The organism is Pedobacter borealis DSM 19626, assembly GCF_000708285.2.
GTDB lineage: Bacteria > Bacteroidota > Bacteroidia > Sphingobacteriales > Sphingobacteriaceae > Pedobacter > Pedobacter borealis.
Genome location: NZ_JAUG01000123.1, coordinates 1 through 18,408, shown reverse-complemented (window position 1 = coordinate 18,408; position 18,408 = coordinate 1). Strand labels below are relative to the sequence as shown.

Below are 18,408 nucleotides of genomic sequence, written 5' to 3'. Positions count from 1 at the left end.
AGTTATCCCAACTGACACTAAAAACATATATTCTAGATATTCCTTTTTTTAATAGTCGATAGTCAGATGGTAACATCTGACTGCACATGGATATGAAATAATTGTGGTGTCAGTTGTTCCCAACTGACACTAAAAACATATATTCTAGATATATGAAATAATTGTGGTGTCAGTTGTTCCCAACTGACGCTAAAAACATATATTCTAGATATTTCCCTTTTTTAATAGTCGATAGTCAGATGGTAACATCTGACTGCACGTGGATATGAAATAATTGTGGTGTCAGTTATCCCAACTGACACTAAAAACATATATTCTAGATATTCCCTTTTTTTTAATAGTCGATAGTCAGATGGTAACATCTGACTGCACATGGATTAAGGTATGGACTAGGATTTTGAAGGCGTTGTGCTCCAAAAAACCTTCGACTCCGCTACAATTGGCACATTACAAGATCGATCGTCATTTCGACTGGAACGCAGTGAAATGGAGAAATCTTTTACATTGTTTTTAACAACTGGCAGGGAAAAGCAAAAAAGATTGCAAGATTCAGATCCATACAGCCTCAGTAGTTAACTTTATGTTAGTTTGTCGTCAATAAATCCTATTTATACATCATTCTGAAAATAACTGGCAAATGCATAGAATGGAGTTTTTTATTAGAAATCGTCATTTCTTCATCTAATTATAGCTGTTTACTGGTAATTCGTTCAAAAAGCGGAGCTAAATGATCTGTTTGTTGTGAAAAATCATCTTTTGCTTCACTAAAACACAATTTCTCAATCCAAACCTGAAGTTCAACTTCATTATAACTTCATAAATCTGTATTTATTTCGCTTTCGAATTAAATCATTGCGTAACCATAATTTATTGAAGTCAATTAAGTACCTGCACATCAGTTGTAGACTGCTTCTTATCATAAATTGGTTGCCAAGGGAGACTAATTAGAGAAAAAAATAAATCAGATTAAAACCATTTAACAAAAAAAAATGAAAAGAGTTGTCATGTGCTTAGGCTTATGTACTTTGCTTTACGTAACGGGTTGTACCTCGAAAAAAGAAGAAAAAGAAGAAGTAACTACTTATGCGGTAACCACGCCGTTAAGAATGGATACTTCGTTTACCAAGGAATATGTTTCGCAGATTAAATCTGTGAGGAATATCGAGGTTAGGGCACAGGAAAAAGGCTATCTCCAAAATATTTATGTAGATGAAGGTCAGCGTGTAAAAGCTGGTCAGCTGTTGTTTAAGATTATGCCTAAAGCAGCACAATCTGAGTTGTTAAAAGCACAAGCCGAAACTAAATCTGCAGAAATTGAGCTTGAAAACACCAGATTACTGTCTGATAAAAATATCGTTTCTAAAAACGAGCTGGCCATGGCTAAAGCCAAACTGCAATCAGCAAATGCCGAAACCTCTTTGGCCAAATTTCATTTATCCAATACCGAAATCAGGGCACCTTTTGATGGTACAATCGACCGTATTCCATTAAAACTGGGTAGTTTGGTTGATGAAGGCGCTTTATTAACCAGTCTTTCAGATAATAGTCAGGTTTTTGCGTATTTCAATGTATCTGAACCTGAATACCTGAACTATCAGAGTACAGCAAAAGCAAAAGGCCAGCAAGAAGTTAGCCTGTTATTGGCGAATAACGAGTTGCTGAAATCGAAAGGTAAGGTTGAAGTGATCGAAAGCGAATTTGATAATGAGACAGGAAACATTGCTTTTAGAGCCAGGTTTAACAATTCTGATAACTTACTGAGAAACGGCGAAACGGGCAAAATCCAGATGGTTGTTCCTTTAAAAAATGCTTTAGTAATCCCACAGAAAGCCACTTATGATATTCAGGACAAAACCTATGTTTTTGTAATCGACAAAAATAACAAAGTACACTCCAGAGCCATCACCATTGCAGGCGAGGTGCCAGATTTGTACATCATTGGTGATGGCATCACCACGGGTGATAAAATATTGCTTGAAGGAGTGCAGAAAGTAAAAGATGATGATAAAATTACCTTCAAATTCCAACAGCCTCAGGAAGTGATGAAACAATTAAGATTGAAAACTGAATAATCTACCACCCTCCATACTTATTTTATGTTTAGTAAATTCATACAAAGGCCAGTCCTTTCTATAGTAATATCGCTTATCATTGTGTTTCTTGGGGTGTTGGCCATCAGCTACTTGCCCGTTACACAATTCCCCTCTATTTCACCGCCTAAAGTTAATATTACGGCAGAGTATCCAGGTGCAAATAATGAGTTATTGATCAAATCGGTGGTTATTCCGCTCGAACGTGCGCTTAACGGTGTACCAGGAATGAAATATATCGCCTCTGATGCTGGTAACGATGGTGAAGCCTCTATTCAGGTGGTATTTAATTTAGGTACCGATCCCAACCAGGCTTCACTTAACGTACAGAACCGTGTAGCTGCTGTTACCAATAAACTTCCTCCTTTAGTGGTTCGTGAGGGGGTTAAAATCACGCGTGAAGAGTCTAACATGTTAATGTATATCAACTTGTACAGTAAAGACCCTAAAATGAACCAGAACTTCCTGTACAATTATGCTGATATCAACTTGCTTTCTGAGTTGAAAAGGGTAGATGGTGTAGGTTTTGCCGATATTTTGGGTGATAGGGATTATGCCATGCGGATCTGGCTTAAACCCGACCGTATGCAGGCTTATAAAATCTCTGTGGATGAAGTGATGAAAGCACTTGATGAGCAAAGTTTAGAAGCCTCTCCAGGTAAAACCGGAGAGAGTTCTGGTAAACGCTCTCAGGCTTTTGAGTATGTGTTAAAATATTCCGGACGTTTTAGTACGAAAGAAGGATACGAAAATGTAGTGTTAAGAGCAAGTGCTAATGGCGAATTACTTCGTTTAAAAGATGTTGCCGATGTAGATTTTAGTGCTTCAGCCTACAATTTATATTCTACGTTAAACGGAAAGGCTTCTGCAGCTATTGTGTTAAAACAATCTTACGGAAGTAATGCCAGTCAGGTAATTAAAGATGTGAAGGCTAAAATGGCCGAAATCAAAGCGAGCTCATTTCCTAAAGGTTTAGATTATGAAGTAAGTTACGACGTTTCTAAATTCCTGGATGCCTCTATTGAAAAAGTAATCCACACCCTTGTCGAAGCTTTTATCCTGGTGGGTCTAGTGGTATTCCTCTTCCTTGGAGATTGGCGTTCAACCCTCATTCCAGCCATTGCTGTACCCGTATCCTTAATCGGAACCTTTGTGTTTATGCAGTTTTTCGGTATTACACTCAATCTGATCACCTTGTTTGCCTTGGTGTTGGCCATTGGGGTAGTGGTAGATGATGCCATTGTGGTAATTGAAGCGGTACACGCCAAAATGGAACACGATCGGAAACTTTCTGTACTGAAGGCTACCCAGCAGGCCATGAAAGAAATTGGCGGCGCAATCATCGCCATTACCTTTTTAATGGCATCGGTATTTATTCCGGTAGCTTTTATGTCGGGGCCTGTAGGTATTTTCTACCGTCAGTTCTCCATCACCATGGCAACAGCAATTATCCTTTCGGGTATTGTGGCGTTAACACTTACCCCTGCATTGTGTGCCATCATGTTAAAGAATAACCATGGATCGAAGAAAAAGAAGACCATTATTGATCGCTTTTTAGATGGTTTCAATAATGGTTTTGCCAAACTCTCGGGTAAATATGAACTCGTGCTAACCAAGGTAGTAAGCCGCAGAATATTAACCTTTGGTATTCTGGCAGCCTTTTGTTTAGGTGTTTGGGGATTAAGTGGAAGTGTGCCATCAGGTTTTATTCCGAATGAAGATCAGGGAATGGTTTATGCCATTATTCAAACACCTCCGGGATCCACGTTAGAACGTACCGACCAGATTTCAGAGAAACTGCAGAAAATGTGCGAAGATATTGATGGCGTAAAGTCGGTTTCATCTTTGGCTGGTTACGAAATTCTAACAGAAGGTACAGGATCGAACTCGGGTACCTGTTTAATCAACCTGAAAGATTGGAGCGAACGTAAACACTCAGCAGTAGAGATTATTGAAGAACTTGAAGAAAAATCGAAATCTATTCCAGGTGCAACTATCGAGTTTTTCCAGCCACCAGCCGTTCCGGGTTATGGTGCTGCGGGCGGTTTCGAGCTTCGTTTACTGGATAAAGCAGGTAGCGGTGATTACAAAAAAATGGAAACCGTTGCCAACGATTTTGTGAAAGAACTGAACAGACGTAAAGAGCTATCATCAGTATTTACTTTTTACAGTGCGAGTTTCCCTCAGTACATGTTAGATGTTGACAACGATATTGCGCAACAAAAAGGCGTGAGTATTGATAATGCGATGAACACCCTATCCACTTTTGTAGGTAGTAATTACGAAACCAGTTTTATTAAATACGACCATCAATATAAAGTAATTGTACAGGCATTGCCTCAGTACAGGGCTTTGCCAGAAGATATTTTAAAACTCTCGGTTAAAAACGATCGCGATGAAATGGTGCCTTTCTCGGCTTTTATTAAAATGCGGAAAGTGTATGGCTTATCCGAAATTACCAGACACAATATGTATAATGCTTCGGAGATCAGCGGACAATCTGCTCCAGGTTATAGCTCTGGCGAAGCCATCAAGGCCATTACCGAGGTAGCCAAGAAATCACTTCCAAGAGGATTTGGTATCGATTGGGCTGGTATATCTAAAGATGAAGTATCAAGGGGTAATGAAGCTATTTATATCTTCCTGATCTGCTTGGGCTTCGTTTATCTGGTTCTGGCAGCACAATACGAAAGTTTCATTTTGCCGCTTTCAGTTATCCTTTCTTTGCCAGCGGGTATTTTTGGCGCTTTCTTATTCTTAAAATTATTAGGATTGGAAAACAACATTTATGCACAGGTTGCGATGGTGATGCTGATTGGTTTACTCGGTAAGAACGCGGTATTGATTGTGGAATTTGCTGCACAACGGCATGCCCAGGGAGCGTCTGTGCTAAAAGCAGCCATGGAAGGTGCAAGTGTACGTTTCCGCCCGATTTTAATGACCTCATTTGCCTTTATTGCAGGTTTAATTCCTTTAATGATCGCATCTGGACCTGGAAAAATTGGTAACAGAACTATTGGCTCGGCTGCTGCCGGAGGTATGCTTTTCGGTACCATTTTCGGGGTGGTTATTATTCCGGGATTATATTATGTATTTGGAACAATAGCAGCCAGACATAAGCTGATTAAAATTGAAGAAGAACATCCATTAACTGAAGAAGTAGAAGATAATGTTTAAGAATAATATTTATAAAGGCCTTGGCTTAGTGTTGATATGCGCCGCATATACCGCATGTAAATTGCCAGAAGTGGCCCAACGCACAGAAAATAAAAATGTTCCTGCGGCCTTTAGTGGTGCACAGGACACTGTAAGTACAGCCAGTATACAATGGCGGAAGTTTTTTACCGATCCAAACCTGGTAAACCTGATCGATACTGCATTAAAAAATAACCAGGAGCTAAATATCACCCTGCAGGATATCGAGATTGCGAAAAACGAAATCAAGGCTAAAAAAGGAGAGCTTTTACCAAGTGTAACCTATGGCGTTGGTGCCGGCTTTGATAAAGTTGGTCGTTATACCAGTTCTGGTGCTGGCGATGCTTCTACAGAAATTACTCCAGGTAAAGAAGTGCCTGAGGTATTGCCCGATTATCATTTCGGTTTACAGGCCAACTGGGAAGCCGATATCTGGCACAAATTGCGCAATGCGAAGAAAGGAGCTATAAGTCATTATTTGGCAACAGTTGAAGGCAAAAATTTCGTGGTAACCAATTTAATTGCTGAAGTTGCAAATTCATATTACGAATTGCTAGCTGCCGATAATCAGTTAGAGACAGTGAAAAAGAATATTGAGCTGCAGAAAAATGCCTTAGAACTGATGAAAATCCAGAAACAGGCCAGTAGGGTTAACGAACTTGCAGTGCGTAAATTCGAGGCTGAGGTGTTAAGCTCTAAGAGTCTGGAATTTGATATCCAGCAAAACATTACCGAAACGGAGAATAAGATCAATTTCTTGCTTGGCCGTTTTCCTCAACCCATTGTTAGGGATAAATCGAGTTTTACTGACCTGGTACCACCAACAGTACAGACAGGTTTACCTTCGCAATTGCTGGCCAACCGTCCGGATATTAAACAGGCAGAATTCGAATTGGCAGCCGCTAAGCTGGATGTTAAAGTAGCTAAAGCACAGTTTTATCCGTCTTTGGGTATTTCTGCGGCCATCGGCTACCAGGCTTTTAATCCTTCTTATTTGTTGAGAACGCCAGAGTCTTTAATCTACTCTTTAGCAGGAGATCTGGCAGGACCGCTCATTAATCGTAACGCCATTAAGGCTGAGTATTTAACTGCAAATGCAAAACAGTTGCAGGCCGTTTACGATTACGAAAAAACGATCTTGAATGGTTATATTGAAGTAGCCAACCAGATGTCGAAAATCAGTAACCTGCAAAAAAGCTACGATTTGAAATCGAAACAGGTAGCAGCACTTACCCAATCAATCGATATTTCTAACGATTTGTTTAAATCAGCAAGGGCTGATTATTTTGAGGTATTGATGACCCAACGTGATGCTTTGCAATCAAAATTAGAATTGATCGAAACCAAAAAACAACAGTTAAATGCGGTGGTAGATATCTATCACGCCTTAGGTGGGGGTTGGAATTAGGTAAAGTATAATCGCAATTCATATTATCGTTATATTTCTATTAAGGCTGTTCCAAACCGGGGCAGCCTTTTTCTTTTTTTGTCATTCTGAGCGCAGCGAAGAATCTTTATAGCAGCTAATGCTCGTTTCTAACAAGCGTTGAATAATCAATCGTTTACAACGATAAAATCGTTTAATTATTTATGCGCTCGTTTGGAAACGAGCGCAAACTAAACGCATTGATTTTTTCTTCTCACAACGTCATCCTGAACTTGTTTCAGTATCTTTACTGGATAGATGGTCAAAATTCAACGATCTCTCCATTTCGCGTTGCTCCAGTCGAGAGACGATCACTCTCTGGGGGACGCATTTGTCATGCTGAGCGGAGTCGAAGCATCTCCAAACAAAAAATGTTAACTAAGTTATATTATCTGTGTTTATCCTTTTTATCTGTGGTTAATAAATCTGCTCAATAAATACCCCGCTGTTTTGCTACCCTAAGCGGAGTCGAAGAATGTATTAAAAATTTATTAAAATTATTCCTTTATAAGTTTGATATTTAAACATGAAAAAAATCTTCCTGTTTACCACTATTTTATTTTCTATTATTTTTCAAAAAGCCATGGCGCAAAATAAACCCGAAAATGTACCTGCTGTTTTAAATCATATCGCTGTTTATGTAGCTGATCTAAGCGTAGCAACAACTTTTTACGAAAGTGTGTTTAACCTTAAAATCATTCCCGAACCTTTTAAAGATAACCGCCATACCTGGTTTACTTTAGGGCCAGCCGGACAGTTGCATTTAATCCAGGGGGCAAAAGGAAATGAGGTTTTTGATAAAAACGGGCATTTGTGTTTCAGTGTTCCATCAGTTGATGAATTTGTAAAGAAGCTGAATGCTAAAAATATCAGTTTCGAGGATTGGCCAGGAAAGAAAGGCGGAATTACCTTGCGTGTAGATGGCGTAAAACAAATTTATTTCAAAGATCCCGACGGGCATTGGTTAGAAGTAAACGATGCCAAGTAAATTTTTCACACCGCGCAGATTTTGTTTTGCACCATCCCTTATATTTAGGTTTTATCCGCTAAGCTTATGAAACTAAAATTCCTGAAATATTTTTGTATTACTTTTTTAATAATTGGTGTAGTTGAGCAATTAAAAGCTCAAAATGCTAACGCCGAAGCAGAATTTAAAACTGTAATGGATAAATATAATGCGGTTGGTGCTGCTGTGGCTGTTGTAAAAGAAGGTAAGATTATTTATACCCACTCTTTTGGACTAAAGGATTTAGAAAATAAAAAGCCTTTAACTGATCAGGATATTTTCAGAATTGCATCTATTTCGAAGTCTTTTTCGGCAACATCCATCATGCAACTGGTAGAGGCTGGTAAAATTTCCTTAGATGATGATTTTGGCGATCTGGTGGGTTTTAAAATCAGGAATCCGAAATTTCCTGATCAGAGAATTACCTTAAAAATGGCTTTATCACATACTTCAAGTTTAAACGATTCTCAGGGATATCTTAATCTGGATGTGATCAATCCAGATAAAAATCCAAACTGGGCCAAATGTTATAATGAATATGCCCCAGGAAGCAAATTCGATTATTGCAATCTTAATTTTAACCTGATCGGTACCATCATCGAGAAAAAATCGGGTGAGCGTTTCGATAATTATGTAAGAAACCATGTGTTGAAACCCTTAGGGCTTTATGCAGGTTATTGCGTCGACTCTTTAGATAGCCCACGTTTTGTTAATTTATACGAATATCATGCCGATACTAAAACTTATACACCGTCGCCAACAGCATATGCGCCACGAAGGACAGAAATTGCAAATTACATAATGGGTTATAGTACGCCTGTTTTTTCGCCAACGGGTGGGATGAAGATTTCGGCTACAGATTTAGCTAAATATATGATTATGCACATGAATTATGGCACCTCAAATGGTGTCAAGATAATCACTAAAAGGAGTGCGAAAAAGATGCAGACTGCCTTAACCGATGATGAAGGGTATGGCTTGGCCATCAGCACTGCAGATCAGCTTATCCCAGGTGTAAAACTGAAAGGACATACCGGTTCAGCTTATGGTTTATTCAGTACCATGTTTTTTAATCCGAAAGAAAAATTTGGCTTCGTTATCATTACGAATGGTATAAACGCTACCTATACCGATGGCTTCCCTGATTTCAGTAGGGCAGCCATCAACAGCTTGTATCAGGCATTTATTAAACCAAAGCTAAATTAGTCTTTAAACCTATGAAGGATTAAGAAAGCGTTTATAAGCATTACCGGATTTAATTTTTTCCATGGTCAAATATTCTTTCACAATAGAAAATTCCATACTCTGGATGGCTTTAACCACCGATTTTAGTTTTTCACCTGTAACACCTAATCTCGCTGCCCAGTAATTGCGATCTTGCTCATCTGCAATCTCAATAAACTCTTTTCGGGCATTCATCGAATTAATTTGATATTCCATCTTTTTACTGGTTTTTGGTTAGTTAATATGTGATATAAACACCGATAATTCTGATTTGGTTTTGAAGTTTTGCCAATAGATAATCAAATATAGCTGCGCAAAGGCTTTTTTGTTAATGATCACGAGGCGAAAGCCTTTAATTGCCCTAAACCGATTACAAAACTGGTCTTAAAAATCGATTTAGGTCTATTCTTTTATGAATGTTATTTTACCTCAAAAAAGAGTAATATTTTCCTTACAAAACATTAGGAATTCTCAGTTAGCATTTTTATTATTGTATTGTAATGTAATTTTTACAATGTCAAATCATTTTCTAACAAACGCTACAAGTTTACCCCATTGCCCAAAATATTATCAGAACAATCGTTTTGTATTATTTCTTTGGGTATTGATTACACTCATTTTTGTAATCGATTCTTGGGCAACACACAGGTATAATAACTACCTCATTTTTGAGAATACTTTCAGGAATCTTCTTCAGCAAAAATCTCTTTATGCATGGTATCCGGCTTATCACGAAGATGCCAATCATTATGGTCCTATTTTTAGTGTTTTAATTGCTCCGTTTGCCTTAATGCATAATTGGATTGGCTTATTGTTTTGGAACCTGTTTAACTGTTTCCTGCTTTTTAAAGCTATTCAAACTTTACCGCTAACAGAAGATAAAAAGGTGATTATCGGTTATATTGCCATTCCCTGTTTAATCGAATCGATGCTTAACCAGCAGTTTAATGCCGGTGCCGGCGCCTTAATGATATTGAGTTATACGCAAATAAATAAAGGTAGCGGGATATGGTCTGCGCTGTGTATTGTGCTGGGTACATTTATTAAGCTTTATGGTATTGTGGGATTAGCATTTTTCTTTTTTGCTAAGAAAAAACCAGTTTTTGTGTTGTGGTTAATCATGTGGTCTATCGTAATATTCTTATTGCCAATGTTGTTCGCCTCTCCTGATTTTGTTGCGCAAAGTTATATCGATTGGAAAAACTCACTGATCGGGAAAAATATGATTAATGTTTCAGGTGGAGGAGATATTTCGATTATGGGTTTCTTTAGGCAACTATTTGATATTCCTAAAGTATCAAATCTTCTTTTTCTTACACTTGGCACCCTATTGTTTATGTTGCCTTTTCTGTACGTTACTTATTTTTCGAAAAGTAAATTCCAGCTCATGATTCTATCTTCCGTATTGTTGTTTCCTGTGCTGTTTAGTACTGGAGCAGAAGATTGTACGTTTATCATTTCGATAACTAGCGTTGGCATTTGGTATGTAAACGAAAATAATAAAGTGCTAAAAAATGTGTTGTTGCCAATTTTACTTTTCATCACCTGCAATTTCCCTTTGTTACTTTTTCCAGCTTTTGCAAAAGCGCATCATTTATCATTATCCATCATTAGTTTTCCTTATTTTTTGGTATGGTTGAGGGTTATCAATATCGCTATAAATGATAAACTCGTCTATAAAGAAGAAACAGAACCAGAGATGGTTACAGCACTAGTAGATTAACTTTTAAATTTTATTTTTTTTAAGGTTTTAATGTCCGTTTGTAAAAATGGTTATTAAAACCTTTTTTATTATTCGGTTGTTTTATAACTGTCTAATCAAAAAATAGTTATGGATGATAAACAAAAAAACGGTAGTGCTGATCGGGCTAGGATCAACATTAACGAAGGTTATGAACTAGATTATTGGTCTAACAAATTCGGAGTAAGCAAAGATAAGCTGAAAGCCGTAATACAAACAGTTGGTACCTCTGCCCGCGCAGTTGAAGATTATTTAAAAAAGTAAAATATTGATTATGAGTCTGAAAAAGTATGTTGCCAAGCGCGATTTCTCAAAAACCACCGAACCAAAGTCGGGTAAAAGCAGCGATAGGAACAAATTACATTTTGTAATCCAAAAACATGATGCTTCGCGTTTGCACTACGATTTCAGGCTCGAAATGGAAGGCGTTCTAAAAAGCTGGGCGGTACCTAAAGGGCCTTCAACCGATCCTAAAACCAAACGTTTGGCCATGATGGTAGAAGATCATCCATACGATTACAAAGATTTTGAAGGCATTATTCCACAGGGTGAATATGGTGGCGGAACCGTTATTGTATGGGATGAAGGAACTTACGAGCCGATAGAAACGATTGAAGGCAAAAAAGCGCAGGAAAAACATTTGTTAAATCAGTTAAAAGATGGTTCTTTAAAAATCAAACTAAACGGAGAAAAGCTTCATGGAGAGTTTGCCCTTGTTAAAACGCATGGCATGGGCGAAAACGGTTGGCTGTTAATTAAACATAAAGACGATTACGCATCTACAAAAGACATTACAAAAGAAGATAAATCTGTGCTTTCTGGAAAAACAATCGAAAAGATGGAAAAAACATCCGATAAGGTCTGGAAAGAAGGAAAGGAGCAGAATTTAAAGACTGAAAAAAAAAGTCCGACGCAAAAAGTAAAGAAAGAAACTACATCAGTGGGCAATGACCTAAAGATAGATGTAAATAGCATATTAAAGAAAGCATCCAAAACAGCCATCCCAAAAGGGGTGAAGCCTATGCTGGCTACCCTGGTTGACGAACCTTTCGATGATCCTAACTGGCAATATGAGGTGAAATGGGATGGTTACCGTGCCCTGGCTTTTATTAATAAAGGAAAGGTTGATTTGTTTTCCCGAAATAATAAATCCTTTAACGAAAAATTTTATCCCATTTACGATCTGCTTTTAACCTGGAAAGTGAATGCGGTATTTGATGGTGAGATTTTGGTGCTCAATAATAAAGGTGTATCCAATTTCGGCTCCCTGCAGAATTGGAGAAGTGAAGCAGATGGAGAACTTGTTTTTTATGTGTTCGATATCCTCTGGTATGAGGGTAAGAACCTGATGGATCTGCCGCTTTATCAGCGACAAGCCATATTGAACGATATACTGCCAACAGATGACGACCGCGTGCGCCTTGGTAAGGTTTTTAAAGCCAGTGGTGTCGATTTTTTCGATGCGGCAAGGAGAATGGGCTTAGAAGGCATTATCGCTAAAAAAACAGATAGTACTTATGCAACAGACCGAAGATCAAAAGAGTGGCTGAAAATTAAGGTACAGAAACGGCAAGAAGTGATTATTGCGGGTTTTACCAAAAATGCCGATACTTCTAAATCTTTTAGTTCTTTACTGTTGGGCGTTTATGAAAAAGGAAAATTGCAATATGTAGGTAAGGTTGGAACAGGGTTTTCGGATAAATTGCAGAGAACAATAATGGAGCAGTTTAAGCCAATTATTATCGATAAAAGCCCTTTTGAAAGTATACCTGATGTAAATAAGCCCTCACGCTTCAGGCCAAACCCGCCAAAAGCAAAAGCAACCTGGTTAAAGCCAGAGCTGGTATGTGAGGTCGCTTTTACAGAAGTAACTGATGATGGTGTTTTTCGTCACCCGTCTTTTCAGGGGATGCGTGAAGATAAAAAAGCCAAAGAAGTGATAAGAGAAATAGAAGTACCAACAGAAAAAATTGTTGACGACGCTAATGAAGAAAACCCACACGCACAGGCAATAAAGGCGCCAAAAGGTAGAGTACCTAAAACTTTGTTGAACCCGAAAGATGAAACACAGGTAAGGAAAATTAAAGGCCACGAGCTTAAATTTACCAATCTGAGTAAAATTTATTGGCCCGAAGATAAAGTAACCAAAAGAGATATGTTTAACTACTATTATCAGGTTGCTGATTACATTTTGCCTTACCTGAAAGACCGCCCACAGTCGCTTAACCGCTTTCCAGGCGGAATTCATGGCAGTAGTTTTTACCAGAAAGATGTTAAAGGGAAAGCACCAGATTGGGCAGAAACTTTTCCTTATGAAAATGGTGAAGGCGAAAAAAAAGAATACCTTGTTGGAACAGATGAAGCTTCATTACTCTGGATGGCGAGTTTAGGCTGTATAGAAATGAATCCTTGGTTTAGCCGGGTACAAAGTCCCGATAATCCTGATTACTGTGTAATTGATTTAGATCCCGATAAACATACTTTTGATCAGGTGGTTGAGGCTGCGCTGGAAACAAAAAAAGTATTAGATGCCATAAATGTACCCAGCTATTGTAAAACATCAGGCTCAACCGGCATGCATATTTACATCCCTTTAAATGCCAAATATAATTATGATCAAAGCCAGATGTTTGCCAAAATAGTGGTTAACCTGGTGCATAATCAAATACCAGAATATACTTCGCTCGAGCGTATGGTAGCAGCCCGAAAGGGAAAAATGTACCTCGATTTTTTACAGAACAGACCAGGGGCAACCATAGCCGGGCCTTATTCTTTACGACCAAAAATTGGAGCAACGGTATCAATGCCATTGCATTGGGATGAAGTTAAACCGGGTTTAAAAATGAAAGATTTTAATATTTTTAATACCCTCGATCGTTTGAAAGTTGAAGGAGATCTGTTTAAAGGGATACTGGGAAAAGGAATCGATTTAGTTAAGGCTATTGAGAAAGCTAAAAGTGTTTTTGGATAAAGTTCACGATCTTTTCCTGCTTTCATTATATTTGGAAAAAATTAAAAAATGATAGCACACCACGTTTTATTCTGGCTAAAAGCCGATACCACTGATGAGCAGAAAGTTGCTTTCCGCAATGGCTTACAAACATTAGAAAATATTGAAGTTGTTAAAACTTTTCACATTGGTTTACCAGCACCAATTGAGCGTGCTGTGGTAGATACCTCTTATACATTTAGCCTCCTGCTGTTATTTGAAGATTTAGCTGCGCATGATGTTTATCAGGTTCACCCATTGCATAAAGCTTTTCTAGATGAATTCAGGGTTTACTTCGAAAAGGTTGTAATTTACGACGCAGAATAAAAGAAATACCTCCGATAAAAATCGAGGGCACTGAAAAACTACCTATTTAAAAAGGGCTTATGAATTTTTTATTCCATAAGCCCTTTTCTTTATGATATTCGCAATCTCTTAAATTTTATTTCGCAATTAGACGATTCTAAGAGGCCTTATCTGCCGTTTTTTCTCAATATTTAATACGACATTTTTTACAAGGACTTTTTCAGTGCCCTCCAAAAATCGGGGGTATTTTTTTGTCGCTATTTTTAATAAATCGTATTTATTTGGAATTACTTGATTTCGACGATTATTTAGAGAATAGGCGCGGTGGGAGGCAGGTTGTTATCTTATCAACCCCATTTCCTGATATCAGTTTAGTTTTTTATCAGAAAAGAATGGTATGAATTTTTTACTAAAATAAATGAAGCGTTGTACATGAAACGGGTTTATGAGATTGTGTATTACTAATTAACACTAAGCTCCAGGTCGGTAGACCAGGAGCTTTTTGGTTAACCTATTCTTGTGACTAGAATTTGTAAGATAAAGTAGTTACAAATTGGCGTGGAGCAATAGGGTTTACACTATAGTTTTCGTGAACAAAATAGTTCAGCTCATTGGTAAGGTTAGAAACTTTAGCCAATAACGAAAGTTTTTTCCAATTATAGCCAGCAGATAGGTCAAATGTGGTGAATGCACTTAACGGAATCAATCTGCTGTAGGTTTGAACTTTAGTGTCGTTATAACCACCGTTACGTGCTCCTGTATAGTAAGCAGAGGCACCAAGTTTTAAACCTTTAATACTTCCTTCCTGGAAGGTATAAAATAAGGTTCCATTGGCTGTGTTTTTTGTTGAACCAATCAATCGTTGTCCTTCTATAATACCACCTACAATAACATCCTTCGTTGCATTAGGATCGGTTGGGGTTGGTGCAGCCACTTTCAAAACTGTTCTATCACGGGTTTCTGTATAACGGATAAAGTTGTAGCTATAACCAGCAATGAAGTTTAGTCCCTTTATAATTGTACCAGTAATATCAAGTTCTAAACCATTACTTAAAGATTTTCCATTAAGCTCTTTGATATTTGCATCACCGTTTGGTGCCCCTTTAGCATTGATAAGAGCTTGTTGTGCAAATTTATCGTTCGCAATTCTGTACCAGGTTAAGTTAACCGATAGTCTGCCTTTAAATAAATCGTTTTTAACGCCAGCTTCATATTGTTGTAAAGTTGATGGGGCTAATGGCGCTAAATTTATATCAGTTCCAGTATTCTGAACAAAATTGCTCGAATAACTAGCATAAACAGATGTTGTTTTTAACGGTTGGTAGATCAACCCAAATTTCGGTGTAAATGCACTTTCTACTTTTGATTTATTTAAGCTGTTAATACTTAAGGTTTGTACACCTGTGGCTAAGTTTGTAGTAACTGTTCGAGGTGTTTTCTGGAAAGTATAACGGATTCCGGCAAGAATTTTAAATTTATCAGTAATCGAAACTAAATCCTGAACAAATGTGCCCATGCGGTATAATGGTGCAAAAACTTCAGAAACTACGTTCACATTCGGTTCAATACCCGATCCAAAATAAGTTGATGGATCAAGCAGGTTTACGGTTCCATAGTTAAAAGTGGTCGCGTTATTATTGCCATAAGTAAATCCACCACTGGTAGTACGTGATTGATCAGCATCAGCACCAACCAATAAGGTGTGGCTTATGCTTCCGGTTTTAAAATAACCATTTAAGTTAATCTGTTCATTATATGTAAATTCTCTTGTTTTAGAGCGGGTAACATTACGTAAAGCAATACCATAGGGAAGTGGGTTAGTAGATACTTTAGTATCCGCAAATGGGCGTTCTGCACTAAAATAGTTGCGGTTGTAAGATTGTGCATTAGCCAATATATTCAACTTCCAATTGTCGTTAAATTTATGGTTAATGTTTAATTGTGCTGTAGCTGTATTCGTTTTGTTATATGCCCAGGGCGCATTTACAAAAGCATTACGGCCTATATCAGCAATCTGGTTTTCAACAGTACCAACACCAAAATCTGGTGTCATGTTGCTTTTCAAATAATCGCCCTGCACCAAAATTTCTGTCTGCTCACTTATCTTATATAATAACGATGGGTTGATGTAAAAACGATTTGATTTTACATAGTCTCTAAAACTCCCAGCATTTTCATAAGTACTAATTGCCCTAAAAGCAAGTTTTTTTGATATCGGTCCATAAAGATCAACCATAGGTTTATACTGATCATAACTACCAGTTCTCATGCTTACCTCACCACCATTTTCAAATTTAGGTTTTTTCGTAACCATATTCACAACAGCTCCTCCGGTTACACCACCATAAAGTAAAGCAGCACTTCCTTTTAAAACCTCTACCGATTCTAATGTACTCGCCTCAGGACTGCCACCAATAGTTGTTCTTGCGCCATTTTTGAAAATGTTATTACTGCCCAGGCTATAACCCCTTGCAAAGAAATTTTCACCAACAGCGCCACGATTAGCACCTAAGGCTACACCATTAATGTTTTTCATTACATCACCCAAGCTATTTACCTGTTGATCAGCGATTATTTGTCTTCCAATAACCTGCACGGCCTGTGGAAGATCCATAGGGGCAATGGCAATTTTACCTAAGTTAACAGGCTTTCTATTTGGCGTTTTATAACCGTTAATGGCTACTTCGTCCAGTTGAGATGAAGATTCTGCAATGGTGAAATCAGCATTTACAGTTTGACCAGCCGCTACAGTAATTGATTTTTCCTGAGCAGAAACACCAATAGCTGATGTTTTGATCGTATAGGTGCCGGGTGTTACATTTTTAATCGTGAAATTACCTTTCTCATTGGTTTGTGTAGTTTTACCAGTATTTTTTAAACCAACACTTACATAACTGGCAGGATTGCCATCACTCGTTTTAATCGAGCCTGAAACAGATCCATTTTTGCTCTGTGCCATGGTATTACCTGCCAAAAACAGAAAAAAAGCTATAAAATTTAAAAGAAAAGTAAATTTTTTATTCATCTTTATTTAGATTAATTCTTAGTTGGAGCAAAGGAAGCATTTTTGCAGCGGAATTACAAAATTATTTTTATTTATTCTAAATAAGATTAGTTTTTGGTTTGCTTTTTTGAAATACAGAACTTTTTTGAATGCGTATATTAGGATATATTAAATCCGATTATGCAAAAAAGCGAAGACCATTTCTATTCCAATTTGCCCATTCATAAAATACCATTACATCAATTGTTGATTCAAAATCAATTATTTGAAAAAGTGGTTGCTAGCTGGTCTGTAATCATCACTGATATCAAGCATTCAACAGTGGCTGTAAATTCGGGCCAACATGAAAATGTTAACCTTATTGCTACCGGAAGTATTGTTGCCGTACTCAATATTGCATTTAAAGCAAACATTTTGGTTCCATTTTTCTTCGGTGGCGATGGGGCTTCTTTTATTGTTCCGCCTAGTATTGTAGATGACGTGATGAAATCGCTGTTGAAATACAAAGATAACACCTTATGGAATTTTAATCTCGATTTAAGGACTGGGATTATGCCTGTTGAAGAAATTTACAAACAAGGCCATATGCTTAACATTTGCAGATTTAGTAGTGCTGAAACATTTTCTATCCCCATTGTTTTGGGCGATGGCCTGGCTTATGCCGAACAAATTATCAAGGGAGAGAATTACCTGTTAACGGGCCATGATACTGCAAGTAATGAAATCGATTTAAGTGGTATGCAATGCCGCTGGGATAAGATAGAACCACCCGAAAACAGTGATGAGGTGGTTACATTAATCGTTATAGCTCCAGAAATAACGCAGCAGGCAGCCGTATTCAGCAAAGTGATCCATCATCTTGATCAAATTTACGGAACATCCGAAAAGCGTCAGCCGATTTCAGTTTCGAAGTTGGTTTTCAAAACAAGCTTCAACAGTCTGGGGAAAGAGATGAAACACCGAATTGGAAAAATTAAATTTTTTGAACTGATCAAATCATGGCTCATCAATATTTATGGCTATATCTATCTCCGAACGGAGCGGGGTAAAAAATACCTGAAACAGCTTGTAGAAATGTCGGATACGCTGGTGATAGATGGTAGAATAAATACGGTAATTACCGGAACTGCGCAGCAGCGATTAATATTGCAGAAAGCGCTTAATCAGCTCGAAAAAAATAATGAAATTTTATACGGCCTCTATGTTAGCGGCGAATCGATCATGTCTTGTTATGTTAGGGATCTGGAGGATGATCACATTCATTTTGTTGATGGAGCAGATGGGGGATATACTCAGGCCGCGGGAATACTTAAACAGAAAATAAGCGATAAATTAAATGCCAGATTATAAAAGGTTAATAATAACCAAACTTTTGTAAAGGCCAACTTGTATCATACTTAGTAACCTGAGTTCGATTATTAAATCTC

At 37.7% G+C, this 18,408-nt stretch carries 12 protein-coding genes; 10 read left to right on the top strand and 2 right to left on the bottom strand.

All coding sequences use genetic code 11. The features are described 5' to 3' along the window. Window positions 1–989: 989 nt before the first annotated feature. From AW17_RS21800 to AW17_RS21780, 5 genes are all read left to right on the top strand, one after another. Window positions 990–2,072 (top strand): efflux RND transporter periplasmic adaptor subunit, encoded by a 1,083-nt coding sequence (locus AW17_RS21800; protein ID WP_029280104.1) that lies wholly within the window; start codon window positions 990–992, stop codon window positions 2,070–2,072. A 24-nt stretch (window positions 2,073–2,096) separates the two neighbouring features. Then, window positions 2,097–5,267: an efflux RND transporter permease subunit gene (locus AW17_RS21795; protein WP_029280102.1), complete on the top strand. Its 3,171-nt coding sequence runs from the start codon at window positions 2,097–2,099 to the stop codon at window positions 5,265–5,267. After that, window positions 5,260–6,693, top strand: a complete 1,434-nt coding sequence (locus tag AW17_RS21790; RefSeq protein WP_029280100.1) for a TolC family protein — start codon at window positions 5,260–5,262, stop codon at window positions 6,691–6,693. Before AW17_RS21795 ends, AW17_RS21790 begins: the two co-directional genes overlap by 8 nt. Before the next feature lie 544 nt (window positions 6,694–7,237). After that, window positions 7,238–7,699, top strand: a complete 462-nt coding sequence (locus AW17_RS21785) for a VOC family protein (RefSeq protein WP_029280098.1) — start codon at window positions 7,238–7,240, stop codon at window positions 7,697–7,699. A 66-nt stretch (window positions 7,700–7,765) separates the two neighbouring features. Continuing rightward, on the top strand, window positions 7,766–8,923 hold the full coding sequence (locus AW17_RS21780; RefSeq protein ID WP_029280096.1) for a serine hydrolase domain-containing protein: 1,158 nt from the start codon (window positions 7,766–7,768) through the stop codon (window positions 8,921–8,923). A gap of 9 nt (window positions 8,924–8,932) precedes the next feature. On the opposite strand, the gene AW17_RS21775 is transcribed toward AW17_RS21780, so the two are convergent. After that, entirely contained in the window at window positions 8,933–9,157 is a 225-nt protein-coding gene (locus AW17_RS21775; RefSeq protein ID WP_029280094.1) for a DUF3606 domain-containing protein, read from the bottom strand. 298 nt (window positions 9,158–9,455) lie between these two features. On the opposite strand from AW17_RS21775, the gene AW17_RS21770 reads away from it, so the two are divergent. From AW17_RS21770 to AW17_RS21760, 4 genes are all read left to right on the top strand, one after another. After that, entirely contained in the window at window positions 9,456–10,664 is a 1,209-nt protein-coding gene (locus AW17_RS21770; protein ID WP_051692033.1) for a glycosyltransferase family 87 protein, read from the top strand. Between the two features lie 108 nt (window positions 10,665–10,772). Then, window positions 10,773–10,946, top strand: coding sequence for a DUF3606 domain-containing protein (locus AW17_RS23905; protein ID WP_083488804.1), 174 nt, complete (start codon window positions 10,773–10,775; stop codon window positions 10,944–10,946). 10 nt (window positions 10,947–10,956) lie between these two features. Then, on the top strand, window positions 10,957–13,653 hold the full coding sequence (gene ligD / locus AW17_RS21765) for a DNA ligase D (RefSeq protein WP_029280090.1): 2,697 nt from the start codon (window positions 10,957–10,959) through the stop codon (window positions 13,651–13,653). 48 nt (window positions 13,654–13,701) lie between these two features. Next, entirely contained in the window at window positions 13,702–13,998 is a 297-nt protein-coding gene (locus AW17_RS21760) for a Dabb family protein (protein WP_029280088.1), read from the top strand. Between the two features lie 502 nt (window positions 13,999–14,500). Here the strand turns inward: AW17_RS21760 and AW17_RS21755 are convergent. After that, window positions 14,501–17,002, bottom strand: coding sequence for a TonB-dependent receptor domain-containing protein (locus AW17_RS21755; protein ID WP_029280086.1), 2,502 nt, complete (start codon window positions 17,000–17,002; stop codon window positions 14,501–14,503). Between the two features lie 159 nt (window positions 17,003–17,161). Between AW17_RS21755 and AW17_RS21750 the strand changes: the two genes are divergently transcribed. Then, a complete protein-coding gene (locus AW17_RS21750) occupies window positions 17,162–18,331 on the top strand; it encodes a DUF3095 family protein (RefSeq protein WP_029280083.1) in 1,170 nt (389 codons plus the stop codon). The last annotated feature ends 77 nt before the right edge of the window (window positions 18,332–18,408 follow it).